We start from the raw sequence: 13,022 nt of genomic DNA, 5'->3' as shown, positions 1-13,022 counted from the left end.
CCATGTCCGATAGCGTCCGTTCCATGATCGACCTCGACACGCTCGTCCGTCTCTGCCCGCCGCCCGCCACTCCGCCACCCGCGGTGGACTGGGCGCGGGCCGAGCGCGCCCTCGGGGCGGCTCTGCCCGCCGACTACAAGCAGCTCGTCGAGACGTACGGCGGTGGCCTCTTCGACGAGACGATCTGGCTGCTCGCCCCCGACTCCGCCCACCCCGACTGCGATCTGCACGCGCAGGCGAGGGAGCGGGACGAGATCCTGGCCGACCTGTGGGAGTTCGAGGAGAAGCCCGCCGCCCTGCTGGAACCGGGGGCGAGGGTCCTGCCGTGGGCCTACGAGGAAGGATCGGGCGCTTTCCTGTACTGGCTGGCGCGGCCCGGTCAGCACCCCGACGAGTGGACCGTGCTCTACAACGAGGGGCGCGGCCCCCTGTGGGAGCGGCACGACATGGGCTGCGTCGCCTTCCTGCTGGCGGTGCTCACCGGAACAGCGGAAACGGCGTACTTCGGTCACCTCTACGAGGTGCTCAAGCCGACGGAGCACGGGTTCACGGCGGCCGACCGGATCCTTGGAGAGGCCGGGCCGTGACCACGCGATGCGGGTGGCCCTCGTATTCTCATGGCCGGCCCCGGGAAGCGTCAGCCGGCCGCGATCGCCTTCTCGGCGGCCGTCTTGATCCGGGTGCCGAAGTCGGGGGCGTCCTTGCGGGCGGCGGCCAGCGCCAGGCCGACCAGGAGCTTGCCCAGGCCGTGACCTTCCAGGACGTTGAAGATCTGGACCCGGGTCCGGCCGTCGGCCAGGGCCTCCAGGTCGTAGCCGCCTTCACGTACCGTCACGCTGTTCTTGGACACCTCGGTCCAGCGGATCCTCACCGGTGCTTCGAGCTCGGTGATGCGGAACTCCCGCGCGGTCTTCATACCGGCGTCCTTGACGGTGCTCCGGAAGACCGTGCCGACAGCGGTCGGGGTCTCCGGAATCCTCTCGATCCTGAGGACCCGCGGGCTGAACTGAGGGTCGTTGCGCCCGTCGGCGAGGTAGGCGAACACCTCCCGCACCGGACGGTCGACCTCCACCACGGCTTTGAACTCTCCGGACATGGGCACTCCTCATCGGTCGGGCCGTAACGGGGACGCGCCTTTCCTCGCCGGACGGGTGACGGACCCCGCGGTGGCTCGCACACGTCCGCGGCCTGGCCGGCGTACGGCCCGGGCCGTGGGGCCCCTCTGCCATGGAGCCACCGTGACCCTACGGGAGGACCGGACAGCACGCGAGACGAACGGTGACCGCGGCGGCGTCCCGACCGGGAGGGCCGGGCCGGAACGTGCATCCGGCCAGGGGAACACGGCGGAAGTTCTTCGGCCGGGGGATCACGGCGGAAGTTCTTCGTACACACAGTCCTGGAGGTATCCGTGGCCCGTCGCCATCGTCTGATCCGAGTCAGTCCGAGTGCCGTGTGGGATGTCCTCGCCGACGGGCACCGCTACGCGGAGTGGGTCGTGGGCACCTCGCACTCCGAGCCGGTCCGCGGCCAGTGGCCGCACAAGGACGCGGCGATCCGTTTCCAGGTCCGGCTCGGCCCGCTGCACCTGTCCAACGAGACGGTCGTACGCCACTGCGAGGAAGGCGTCGGCCTGGAGCTGGAGGCCCACGCCGGGGTGCTGGGCACGGCCCGTATCGCCATCGAGCTGCGGCCGTGGGGCGAGCACTGCCTGGTCATCGTGGACGAACACCCGCTCCAGGGGGCCGGGGGCCGACTCCACAACGTCGGCTTCGACGCACTGATCCAGCTGCGTCACCGCACCATGCTCGCCCGCCTGGCCAAGCTGTGCGAGAGCCCGGCCCGGGACGTCCGCGACACCCCGCACCCGGCCCCGGCCCCGGTCGGCTCGGCGGCACCGGGCGTCGAGCGAGCCGGCCATGCCTGACGCCGTGGTGATCGGCGCGGGCCCCAACGGCCTGGTCGCCGCGAACCTCCTGGCGGACGCCGGATGGAGCGTCGAGGTACTGGAGGAACAGCCCGAGCCCGGCGGCGCGGTGCGCCACGACCGGGGCGTCGATCCCGCCTTCGTCAATGATCTCTTCAGCGCCTTCTACCCCCTCGCGGCCGCCTCCCCGATCCTGGCCGCACTGCGCCTGGAGGACCACGGACTGCGATGGGGCCACGCTCCGAGCGTGCTCGCCCACCCCCTCACCGACGGCAGCTGCGCCCTCCTGGACCGCGACCTCGACACCACGGCCGCGTCCCTCGACGCCTTCGCGCCGGGCGACGGCGACGCCTGGCGGCGGCTGCACGGCGTCTGGGAGTCCCTGCGCCCCGACCTCGTGGACGCCCTGTTCACCCCCTTCCCACCGGTCCGCGCGGCGGCCCGGCTGGTGCGGCGGCTGCGGGTCGCGGGCGGACTGCGCCTGGCCCGGACCCTGGTCCTTCCGGTACGGCGGCTGGGGGAGGAGGAGTTCGGCGGACAGGGCGGCCGTCTCCTGCTGGCCGGCAACGCCCTGCACGCCGACCTCGCCCCCGAGTCCGCGGGCAGCGGCGGCTTCGGCTGGCTGATGGCCATGCTGGGGCAGTCGTACGGCTTCCCCGTCCCCGTCGGCGGCTCCGGCGCCCTGACCCAGGCCCTGGCCCGCCGGCTCGAGAGCCGGGGCGGGCGCATCCGCTGCGGGCAGCGCGTCGAGGAGGTCGTGGTCCGCGGCGGCCGGGCCGTCGGCGTGCGGACGGCGGCGGGCGACGCCGTACCGGCCCGCCGGGCGGTGCTGGCGAACGTGTCGGTGCCCGCGCTGTACGGCCGTCTCCTGGACCCCGAGCACCTGCCCGCGCAGCTCCTGGAGGACCTGCGCCGGTTCCAGTGGGACTTCGCCACCTTCAAGGTTGACTGGGCGCTCGACGGCCCGGTGCCCTGGCGGGCCGAGCAGGCGTCCCGGGCGGGCACCGTCCATCTGGCCGACGGCGTCGACGAGCTCACGCGCTTCGCGGCGCAGCTCGCCATGCGGCAGGTCCCGGACCGGCCCTTCCTGCTGTTCGGGCAGATGACCACCGCCGACGCCACCCGCTCCCCGCAGGGCACGGAGTCGGCCTGGGCCTACACCCACGTCCCCCACCAGATCGGCGCGGACGCCGCCGACGAGGGCATCACCGGCCAGTGGGACACCAAGGACCAGGAACTCATGGCCGACCGGGTCGAACGCCAGGTGGAGCGGTTCGCGCCCGGCTTCCGGGCCCTGATCCGCGCCCGCCGCATCCTGGCGCCCCCGACCCTCCAGGCCATGGACGCCAACCTGAGCGGCGGTGCCATCAACGGCGGCACGACCGCCCTCCACCAGCAGCTCGTCTTCCGCCCCGTGCCCGGCACCGGACGCCCCGAGACCCCGGTCCCCGGGCTCTTCCTGGCCTCCTCCGGCGCCCACCCGGGCGGCGGCGTGCACGGCGCACCGGGCGCCAACGCGGCACGCGCCGCCCTGCACCGCCACCGGCCCCCCGGTCTCGCCCGCGCCCAACGACTCCTGACGCGCCGCGACCGCACCGGAAGCAGGCGCTGAACCGTGGCGCCGCCCGCCGGGGCGGCCGTACCCGTCGACTTCGCCCCAGGTCCGTGTGTGACCGGTTCCTGGGGCGAAACTGCCGGATGCCTCACCGCACGGCGGTGCCGGCTGTGGTGTCGGTCAGGAGCGCCGGGTGCGGCGGGCGGCGAAGAGGGCGCCGGCCCCGAGGGCGATCACCAAGGCCGCGCCGCCCGCTATGGGGCCGACTGGCGCGCTGGAACCGGTCTCGGCCAGCGGCGGGGTGCTGTCGCTCGGCGAGGGAGCGGGAGCGGTCGGAGGCGTCGACTCCAGCGGAGGGACGTCCGGGGTGGTGGGCGGAGTGCTGGAGGCCGGCGGCGGGGTCGTGGACGTGGCCGGCGGAGTCGACTCGTCCGCGGGCGGCGGGCTGCTCGGGCTGCTCGGGCTGTCCGGAGTGGACGGGGAGGGCGGGGGAGTGGGGGAGTTCGGCTGCTCGGGGGTGCACGGCTTGTCGCCGCCGTTCCACGCGGCGATCAGGTGGTAGGGCGTGACGACGTTGTCGGGCTGGTAGGGCGCGGGCCCGTGGCCGTCTCCCGATCCGCCGTCGTAGATGACGTCGTCGCCGTACAGGTCGATCTGCCCGTAGCAGTCCGGCGTCTTCACCGTGAGCTTCTGCCAGGTCCGCTGGGCGTCGTCGCCGTCGGGGAGGTCCGCGGCGCCGAGGTAGACCGTGGCGTGGTCCACGAGGGTCTGGAGGCCGGAGGTGTACCAGTTCGGTCCCTCGGTCGTGTACTCGGCCAGCGAGACCGGGTACGTGCAGCCCTCACCGACCTTCTGACCCGGAGCCAGCCGCACCTCGACGGTGCCGGGGGCGGCGGACAACTGGTGGAAGCCGCCCTGTGAGGTCCAGTCGGCATCCGGCTTTCCGGCGGCGTCGACTAGGCGGTACTGGACCGTGGCCGCCTGGCAGCCGCCCGCGGGCGTCGCGCCGGCGGTGGTGGCCCCGAACAGGGGAGTCGCGATGGCGAGGAAGGCGGTCGCGGCGACGGCGGCCGACGTTCTGGAGCGTGAAAGGCGCGTCAAGATATGCCCTAGCGGAAGAGAGTGTGTGGGAGGTGGCAGGACGCGAGCGGCCGCGGTGGGCGGAATGTGGAAATGCGAGCCGTGGCGGAGCCACTCACGTCACTTCGCTCGCTTCGCTTACAGCGAGCGAGCCGCATTCTTGTCTCTCTTCACAACTCCCGTCAATCCTTCACGAGTTCAGCACGCGAAGGCGTCCTGGCTTGCGTGTTCTGCCCCGTTTTCGCAGGTCCGGCGGAGGACGGCGACCCGTCAGGCCGTTTCCGGCGGGGGTGGCGGCGGCCAGCCGATGTCGCCCTCGATCATGCGTCGGGCGAAGTCCTGGGCCTCTGCGATGAACTCGGCGTGGCGGGTGGCGCGTTCGGTGCGGAAATCGCGATCGGCGCGTTCTTTGTCCAATTCGGCGGCGCTGTCGGAATCGGTGTCGGAGCCGCCCCGGTCGTCGTCGAGTTCCTCCGTGTCGATGTGGGTGAGGAATGCGGCCAATGCGGGCGGAGTCGTACGGGCGGACGCGAGTTCCTGCCGGACGTCGGCGGGGAGTCCGCTGGTGTACCGCGCGCCGTGGTACTCGTCGACGATGCCGAGGTGGACGGCGTCGAGACTGGGGAACGACTCCTGGTCCAGCAATCGCGCCGGCAGGGGTGTCGCGTGTCCGCGTGCGCGGGCGTTCCAGCAGTCCTGTTCCAGGTCGAGTTCGAGCAGGCGCGGGACCGCCCCGGACGAGGCCAGTGCGTCCAGTCCTTCGTCGGTCAGGAGGTTGTCATGCAGGTCCAGTTCCCACAGCTGCGGCAGCACGGGCCAGGAGGCGAGCGCTCTCGCGCCGCGTGAGCCGACGCTGTTGTAGGCCAGGGACACGCTGTGGAGACAGGGGGCCGAGACGGTGGCCGCGAGGGCTTCGACGTCCTCGTCGCCGAGTCCGCAGTCGGCGGCGTCGACCGTGCGCAGGGTGCGCCAGAGCGGGGCGTCGCGCAGGTGCGCGGGCCAGCCGCCGACCGGATTGCAGGCCAGGCCGAGGCTGTCCAGCCGGTGCAGCGCCTCGGACGTCAGCAACGCGGTGAGCCCGTCCACGCTCAGTCCGGTGGCCGCCATGTTCAGGTGGGCCAGCGTGCCGGCAGTGGGCGACGAGGCCCAGGCCGCGGCGCCCGCGTCGCCGACCGGTTGGACATCGGGCCGCCCGTAATACGGCGACCCGCTTTTCCGGCCGCTCAGATCGAGGTGTTCCAGGACGGGCATCCGGACGTCGGCGGCCAGCTGCTGGGCCCCCTTCGCGCCGAGGCGGTTACGGCTCAGATCGAGGTGACGCAGGCGCGGGAAGGCGCCGACACCGGCGAAGGCCGCAGCCGTGATGTCCGTGGCGACGAGATCGGCGAGCTTCAGCTTCTCCACGCGGTCGGGATCGAGGCTTTCGAGGACGCCCGCGATGACCGCGTCGCCGACCGGCAGCAGTTCGAGGGTCAGCTCGGTCAGCTGCCGAAGCACACCGCTGCCGATCACGGCGTCGATACCGCGGGCACCGAGTCCCTCCCGGCCGAGTCCCATTGCCGTGCCCCGCACGGTCAGACCGCGCAGGCTCGCCAGGTCGGCGCGCGCGAAGAACGCCTCGCACGCCTCGTCGTCCTGATCGATGACGTTGCCGAAGTACGGCTTCCACAGCGGCTGGCGTCCGTTCTTGCCACAGCGGAAGCCGATCGCCAGCCGTTCGAGCCCGGCGAGTTCCGCACAGCCCGCGAGGTCCTTCGCCTCGTCGAGATCGCACACGAGGACGTCCGCGGACCGCAGGTGTGGCACAAGCCCGGAGCGCATCAGATGGACCAGGTCGGGCGCCCGCAGCCCCGCGTGCCGCAAGCGCCACGGCTGCTGCTCGCCGTGCGGGCGGAACGGCGGCTTCTCGAAATGCCACATGTCCTCGCGGACGTCGACCAGGTCCAGCGACTCGAACCGCGCGAGAGAGCCATGGCCGGCGAGTCTCGTCAGCAACTCGCCGTCCCTGTCGGTGAGACCGGCGACCTGGATCGACCTCAGCGCCTCCCAGTGCTCCATCGTCTCGACCAGAGCGGCGAGTTGGTCCCTCGCGAACCAGCCGAGTCCGAGGTGGGTGACACCGCCCACTTCGGACCGGGACCGCGGATCGGGGAGAACGGGATCGACGATGCCGATGCGCGGCGACCGCAACGCCAGGGACCGTACGAGCTCCCAAGTCGGCTTGGTGTGACCGGCCTCCAGTGCGGCGAGCCAGGACGACGGCGCCTCCCGCACCCGATCCGGCCACGAGGCCAGCCGCTCGTCGCACAGGGAGACGAGCCGCTCGGGGCAGCCCGCACGGACGAGTGCGGCACACAGAGCGCGAAACGCGAGCTTGCCCGGCGGTCCGTCGAGGATGCGTTGGATCTCGGAGTCGTAGTCGATCACCGGCATAACGTACGACAACTCGGCGCGGCGTCCGTGCCGTCCCCTCCGTTCGTCAGCGTCGAGCAGGGGGTTCTCGGTGATGTGGCGGACCAGGGCGGCGAACTCGGCCGGTCGCCGAGGCGTGCGGGGTGCGGGACCGGCTCAGCGAGGGAGTCGCGGGTCAGCGGATGGCGGACCGGCAGGCTGGGCGAGTTCCCGGGCGGCGGGGAGGGCGAGGGCGGCCACCCCGCCCTTGGACGCGGGGTAGGCGGCCTGGCCGATCCGGCCGTAGTAGGCGGCGACCGAAGAGGTGGCGACGAGGACCCCGCGCTCGCCGTCCACGGGCCAGGACTCGGCGATGCGCCGGGCGGCGAGCCGGAGGACGGTGAAGGTGCCGACGAGGTTGACCTGGACCACGCGGGCGAAGGCGTCCAGGTTCAGGGGACCGCTGCGGGAGAGCATGCGGCCGGGTGTCCCCACGCCCGCGCAGCTGACCGCGACGCGCAGGGGGCCCAGCTCGCTCGCCGCGTCCACCGCGGCCTGCGCGGTGTCGGGGTCGGTGACGTCGCAGGGAACGAAGCGGACGCGGGGGCCGGTGCCCGAGAGCTCCCTGGCGACGACGGCTCCCGGTGAGGAGGACAGGTCGGCGATGACCGCATGGGCGCCCGCGTCCCGCAGCGTGGTGGCGGTGGCGCGGCCGAGCCCGCCGGCACCGCCGGTGACCAGGGCGGCGGATCCGGTGAGTTTCATGCCTGGGGATCCTCGATCGCGGTACGCAGGACGTGGTGGGAGGGTTGGGCGCGGCCGCGGACCAGGTCGCGGCTGATGACGAGGCGCTGGATCTGGTTGGTGCCCTCGAAGATCTGCATGACCTTGGCCTCACGCATGTAGCGCTCGACGGGGAAGTCCCGGGTGTAGCCCGCGCCGCCGAAGACCTGGACGGCGTCGGTGGTGACCCGCATCGCCGCCTCGGTGGCGACGAGTTTGGCGATGCTGGCCTGTCGGCCGTACGGCAGTCCGGCGTCCTTGCGCCGGGCCGCCGCCAGCATGGTGGCCCGGGCGGAGTCCACGGCGGCCTCCATGTCGGCGAGCAGGAACGCGACTCCCTGGTGACCGGCGATCGGCTGCCCGAAGGTCTCCCGCTGTTTCGCGTACGCGAGCGCGTCGCTGAGGGCGCCCTGGGCCAGGCCGACGGCGACGGCCGCGATGCCGAGCCGCCCCGCGTCCAGCCCGGCGAGGGCGATCGGCAGGCCCTGCCCCTCGTCACCGAGACGCCGGTCCTCGGGGACCCGCACGTCGTCGAACCGCACGGTCGCCGTGGCCGATCCGGTCAGCCCCATCTTGCGCTCGGACGGGTCGGCGGACAGACCGGGCGAGGCGCCGGGGACGAGGAAACAGGAGACACCACGGCTGCGGTCGTCGGAGGTGCGGGCCATCACCTGGTAGAAGTCCGCGTGGCCGCCGTGGGTCGTCCACGCCTTCTCGCCCCGCAGGACGTAGGCGTCGCCGTCCCGCCGGGCACGGGTGCGCATCGCGGCCGGGTCGGAGCCGGCGTGCGACTCCGACAGGCAGTAGGCGCCGAGCAGTTCACCGCCGAGCAGGTCGGGCAGCCACTTCTCGCGCTGCTCCTCGGTGCCGTACTCGGCCAAGGCGAAACAGGACAGCGTGTGCACGCTCAGCCCGACGCCCACGCTCGCCCAGCGGGCCGAGATCTCCTCGACGACCTGGAGGTAGACCTCGTACGGCTGGGCGCTGCCCCCGTACTGCTCGGGAAAGGGGAGGCTGAGCAGCCCGGCCCGGCCGAGGGTGCGGAAGACGTCCCGCGGGAAGCGTTCGGCCCGCTCGTCGGCGGAGGCCCGGGGCGCGAGGGCGCCGTCGGCGATCTCCCGGGTCAGGTCGAGGAGTTCGGCCGCCTCCTGGGTGGGCAGCAGGCGGGACACTTGCGCGGTCATGAGCTCGTCTCTCGGGTCGGGGCGTCCGGCGTCCGGCCGGTGGTCTGCGCGCGCTGCCGGCGCAGCAGGAAGCGCTGTGTCTTCCCGCTGGGCGTCTTGGGCAGCTGGTCGGTGAAGTGCACCGCCCGCGGGTAGGCGTGCGCGGCGAACCTCCGCTTGACGAGTTGCTGAAGCTCCGTCACCAGGTCGTCGCCGGCCGGTGTCCCGGGGCGCAGCACGACGAACGCCTCCAGCACCTCGCCGCGCAGGGCGTCGGGGACGCCGATGACGGCCGCCTCCAGCACGCTGTCGTGTTGGACGAGCACGCTCTCGACGTCGAAGGGGCCTATGCGGTACCCGGCCATGATGATCACGTCGTCGTCGCGGGAGGAGAAGAAGAAGCAGCCGTTCTCGTCCCTGAGCCCGGCGTCCCCGGTGAGGTACCAGCGGCCGTCGGCGGTGAACCGCTCGGCGGTCTTCTCCGGCGCTCCCGCGTAGCCGGTGAACCACAGCAGCGGGCTGTCCGGCACGCTGAGGGCCACCCGGCCGAGGGTGCCGGGCGGGGCGGGTTCGTCCCGCTCCTCGTACAGCACCTCGGCGGACCAGCCGGGCAGCGGCCGGCCCATGGAGCCTGGCGGCACCGGTGTCCGGACGGCGTCGGCCCAGCCGGCGGCGACGACCATGCCGTGCTCGGTCTGCCCGTAGTGGTCGCGTACGGCCACGCCGAGGGCCTGCTCCGACCAGGCCACGACCTCCGGGGTGAGCGGCTCTCCGGCGGAGGAGGCCCGCCGCAGCCGCAGCCCGTCGGGGACCGGGTCGGACGCGGCCCGCAGGCTGCGGTAGACGGTCGGCGCGGCCGTGAAGTTGGTGACCCCGAAAGCGGCCATGACCTGCCAGGTCAGCGCGGGACTGAAACCGGCGTGCAGCAGCAGGCTGCGGCGTCCGGCCGCGAGCGGTCCGAGGATCGCGTAGTAGAGGCCGTACGCCCATCCGGGGTCGGCGGCGTTCCAGAACACGTCGTCCTCGCGCACGTCGAGGCCGAACTCCAGGTACGCCTGGAACGACGCCAGCGCCCGGACCGGCACCGGGACGCCCTTGGGGGCGCCGGTGGTGCCCGAGGTGAACAGCAGGACCAGTGGAGCGTCCGGGCCCGTGGCGACCGGGCGGCCCTGCGGCTCGTCACCGGAGTATCGGGAGAGCACGTCGCCGAAGGACAGTTCCGCGGCCTCGGGGGCACCCCCGGCGATTACGGTCACCCAGGACCGCTCGGCGGGCATGTCCTCGCCGGGCGCCAGCTTGCCCCGCTGGTCCGCGTCGACCACGACGGCCTTCGCCCCGCTCGCGCCGAGCCGCAGGGCCACGGCGGACGGCGCGAAGGCGGTGAACAGCGGTACGTGCACGGCTCCGCGGCGCCAGATGCCAAGCAGGGCCACCACCAGGTCGGCGGACTTGGCCATCAGGGTGGCGACCGCGTCGCCGGGCCCGATCCCCAGGTCGGCGAGGGCGGCGGCGAAACGGGCCGAGTCGCGTCGCAGGTCCCCGTACGTGAGATGCGTGGCCGTCAGGTCCTTCTCGACCACCGTGAAGGCCACCGCGTCCGCGGGATGCCGGTCGCAGAGCAGCTGAGCGGCACAGGCGTCGGGGGCACCGAACAGGCCGAGCAACTCCCGCACCCGGTCTTCCGACGGCCCGCCGACGGTCGCGGTCACCACCGAAGCCGATGGATCGTTCATGGTCACGGCATCCCCTCTTCGATTCCGCCGCTGCTCTATGGCGGGAGTGTTACGGCGGTTTATGCTCCGCATCACGATGACGGCGGACTACCCCCGGAAAGGGGTACGGGTGATGCACTCCCCTCCCGACGCCCTTCTGCGGCCCGATGACGGCGACGCGCTCCGGCAGGTGCTCCGCCAGGCCCACGACCGCTTCGGCATTCCCGTCCTGTTCGGCGGGCAGGTGGAGAACGCACAGCTCAACCTGTCGCAGTACGTCGGCGTGCGGACGGCGGGCCTGCGCGGTCTCAGGGTGCGTGCCGAGGCCGGTCTCGGCGGCCGGGTCCTCACCACCGGGCGGCCGGCCGGGGTGACCGACTACAGGTCGGCCCGCTCGATCACGCACGACTACGACCGCCCCGTGCTGACGGAGGGCATCCGCTCCGTCGTCGCCGTGCCCGTCGTGGTGGCGGGTACGGTGCGCGCGGTGCTCTACGGCGCCAGCCGCGGCCCCGCCCCGCTCGGGGACCGGGCGGCCGACGCGGTCGCCGACGCCTCCCGGCGACTGGCCGCCGAGCTGGCCATCCGCGACGAGGTCGACAACCGCCTGCGCCTGCTGGACGCCGCGCAGAGCCGCGCCGACGGCGGGCGGGCGGGAGTGCCGTTGGAGGAAGTCCGCGAGGTGCACGCCGAGTTGCGGCGGCTTGCCCAGCAGGTGCCCGACGGTGACCTGCGCGGCCGGCTGCTCGACGTGGCCGGCCGGCTCGCCCAGCCGTCCGCGGCCCCCGCGGAGCCGGGCCCGGGCCTGGCGCCCCGGGAGCTCGACGTGCTGGCGCAGGTGGCGCTGGGGTGCAGCAACGCCGAAGCCGGTCGCAGGTTGTCGCTGCTGCCCGAAACGGTCAAGGCGTATCTGCGCAGCGCGATGCGCAAGCTGGGAGCGAGCACCCGCTTCGAGGCGGTGGTCGCCGCACGGCGACAGGGTCTGCTGCCCTAGGTTCCGCCCCCATCCCCGGGCAACCGACCGCCACGGCGTCGGGCGGTCTCGCACGCCTGCCCACTTGCCGCCTGGAAACCGATCGGTATACGGTGGTGAAAACCGATCGGTTTCCATCTTGGAGTCGGACCATGACCACGCACACCACCTCGTCCATCTTCGTCATCGGCGGCACAGGGGCCCAGGGAATGCCCGTCGTCCGCGCTCTTGTCGAGGACAAGAAGTACTCCGTCAAAGTCCTCACCCGGGACGCGACTTCACCCCGGGCGCAGGAACTCCTCGCGCTCGGCAACGTCACCCTTCTCGAAGGATCCTTCGCCGACGAGGACGTACTGCGTGAGGGATTCCGCGACTGCGACGGGGCCTTCGTCAATATCGACGGGTTCAACACGGGTGAGAAGACGGAGACCTACTGGGCCATCCGCACCTATGAGCTGGCGATCGAAGCGGGGATCAAGTTCTTCGTCTACGGAAACCTCGACTACGCCCTCAAGAAGGCGGGCTACGACTCCCGTTTCCGTACCGGCCATTACGACGGCAAGGGCCGCATGGCTGAATGGGTGCTGTTCCAGAACGAGAAGAACAGCGACCGGATGGGAGCGGCGGTCTTCACCTCGGGCCCCTACATCGAGATGGTGATCTCACCGCTCACACCCATGACGCCCGCCATCGAGGACGGTGTCGTCACCTGGCGCGTCCCGCTCGGCGAGGGAGCCGTCCCGCACGTGGCCCTCGAAGACTGCGGATTCTATGTGCGCTGGCTCTTCGACCACCCGGAACGGGCCAACGGCATGGACCTCGAAGTCGCCATCGAGCACATGACCTACGCCGACATGGCCGCGGCCTTCGAGAAGGTCACCGGGCATCCGGCGCGGTACATCGACACCGATCCGGACGTGTACTGGAGCCATCCGGACCTGGCGGGGATCGCCGATCACCCCGCCGGATACAACGCCGACCCCGACGACAAGAGCACCATGAGCTTCCGTGACAACTTCACCGGCTTCTGGAACGTGTGGAAGCACGGGATCATCACCAGGGACTACGCCCTGCTCGACGAGATTCACCCCCACCGGATCCGAAGCGCCGAGGAGTGGTTCCGCCGGGAGGACCAGTTGGGCAGGGAACTCGGAAAGGGAAGCCTCTGGGAAAGGGTCCAGCCGGAGAACTGGACCGTGGACTCCGCGGTGCTCAAGAGCAGCGCGGACTTCAGGACGGGCAAGTTGTAGGAACCCATGCCTGCGAGCACCACGGCACCGGATCCCCTTCCAGCAGGAGCTTCCCGACGGCTGGGTGGTCCCCACTGGCGGTTCGCCGCCGGCGGCAGGATCACCGAGATCTACCACGTCGAAGAGCTGCTCAAGCTCACCCGGCAGATCAGCGGTGACGCGAAGTCGGAGTGACGACCGAGTTCACCTCT

The 13,022-nt window shown here is 72.2% G+C and carries 12 protein-coding genes; 6 read left to right on the top strand and 6 right to left on the bottom strand.

All coding sequences use genetic code 11. The features are described from left to right. Positions 1-23 precede the first annotated feature (23 nt). Positions 24-587 (top strand): SMI1/KNR4 family protein, encoded by a 564-nt coding sequence (locus ACFYZ8_RS06900; protein ID WP_388531663.1) that lies wholly within the window; start codon positions 24-26, stop codon positions 585-587. A gap of 50 nt (positions 588-637) precedes the next feature. On the opposite strand, the gene ACFYZ8_RS06895 is transcribed toward ACFYZ8_RS06900, so the two are convergent. Next, entirely contained in the window at positions 638-1,096 is a 459-nt protein-coding gene (locus tag ACFYZ8_RS06895; RefSeq protein WP_388531664.1) for an SRPBCC family protein, read from the bottom strand. 312 nt (positions 1,097-1,408) lie between these two features. Between ACFYZ8_RS06895 and ACFYZ8_RS06890 the strand changes: the two genes are divergently transcribed. Further along, positions 1,409-1,924, top strand: a complete 516-nt coding sequence (locus tag ACFYZ8_RS06890) for an SRPBCC family protein (RefSeq protein WP_388531666.1) — start codon at positions 1,409-1,411, stop codon at positions 1,922-1,924. Continuing rightward, on the top strand, positions 1,917-3,536 hold the full coding sequence (locus ACFYZ8_RS06885; protein ID WP_388531668.1) for a phytoene desaturase family protein: 1,620 nt from the start codon (positions 1,917-1,919) through the stop codon (positions 3,534-3,536). The genes ACFYZ8_RS06890 and ACFYZ8_RS06885 overlap by 8 nt, the downstream gene beginning before the upstream one ends. A 123-nt stretch (positions 3,537-3,659) precedes the next feature. Here ACFYZ8_RS06885 and ACFYZ8_RS06880 read toward each other — a convergent pair whose 3' ends face one another. The 5 genes from ACFYZ8_RS06880 to ACFYZ8_RS06860 form a co-directional block, all read right to left on the bottom strand. Then, on the bottom strand, positions 3,660-4,580 hold the full coding sequence (locus ACFYZ8_RS06880; protein ID WP_388531670.1) for an LAETG motif-containing sortase-dependent surface protein: 921 nt from the start codon (positions 4,578-4,580) through the stop codon (positions 3,660-3,662). Between the two features lie 249 nt (positions 4,581-4,829). Further along, positions 4,830-6,986, bottom strand: coding sequence for a hypothetical protein (locus ACFYZ8_RS06875; protein ID WP_388531671.1), 2,157 nt, complete (start codon positions 6,984-6,986; stop codon positions 4,830-4,832). A gap of 141 nt (positions 6,987-7,127) precedes the next feature. Continuing rightward, the gene (locus ACFYZ8_RS06870) at positions 7,128-7,715 is read right to left on the bottom strand and encodes an SDR family NAD(P)-dependent oxidoreductase (protein ID WP_388531673.1); all 588 of its coding nucleotides are present in this window, start codon (positions 7,713-7,715) and stop codon (positions 7,128-7,130) included. Continuing rightward, positions 7,712-8,917, bottom strand: a complete 1,206-nt coding sequence (locus ACFYZ8_RS06865) for an acyl-CoA dehydrogenase family protein (protein ID WP_388531674.1) — start codon at positions 8,915-8,917, stop codon at positions 7,712-7,714. The genes ACFYZ8_RS06870 and ACFYZ8_RS06865 overlap by 4 nt, the downstream gene beginning before the upstream one ends. Then, positions 8,914-10,629, bottom strand: a complete 1,716-nt coding sequence (locus tag ACFYZ8_RS06860; protein ID WP_388531676.1) for an AMP-binding protein — start codon at positions 10,627-10,629, stop codon at positions 8,914-8,916. The genes ACFYZ8_RS06865 and ACFYZ8_RS06860 overlap by 4 nt, the downstream gene beginning before the upstream one ends. Before the next feature lie 112 nt (positions 10,630-10,741). Between ACFYZ8_RS06860 and ACFYZ8_RS06855 the strand changes: the two genes are divergently transcribed. From ACFYZ8_RS06855 to ACFYZ8_RS06845, 3 genes are all read left to right on the top strand, one after another. Beyond that, a complete protein-coding gene (locus ACFYZ8_RS06855; protein WP_359034735.1) occupies positions 10,742-11,602 on the top strand; it encodes a LuxR C-terminal-related transcriptional regulator in 861 nt (286 codons plus the stop codon). 131 nt (positions 11,603-11,733) lie between these two features. Further along, on the top strand, positions 11,734-12,831 hold the full coding sequence (locus tag ACFYZ8_RS06850; protein ID WP_388531678.1) for an NmrA family NAD(P)-binding protein: 1,098 nt from the start codon (positions 11,734-11,736) through the stop codon (positions 12,829-12,831). Positions 12,832-12,837: 6 nt separating this feature from the next. After that, complete coding sequence (locus ACFYZ8_RS06845; RefSeq protein WP_359034739.1) at positions 12,838-13,005, top strand: hypothetical protein; 168 nt, start codon at positions 12,838-12,840, stop codon at positions 13,003-13,005. Positions 13,006-13,022: the final 17 nt, after the last annotated feature.

Origin of the sequence: Streptomyces sp. NPDC001668 (assembly GCF_042893155.1) — a bacterium.
In the GTDB taxonomy this organism is placed as follows: Bacteria; Actinomycetota; Actinomycetes; order Streptomycetales; family Streptomycetaceae; genus Streptomyces.
Note: the sequence above shows the minus strand (reverse complement) of the source record. Positions and strands in the feature narration are given on the sequence as shown.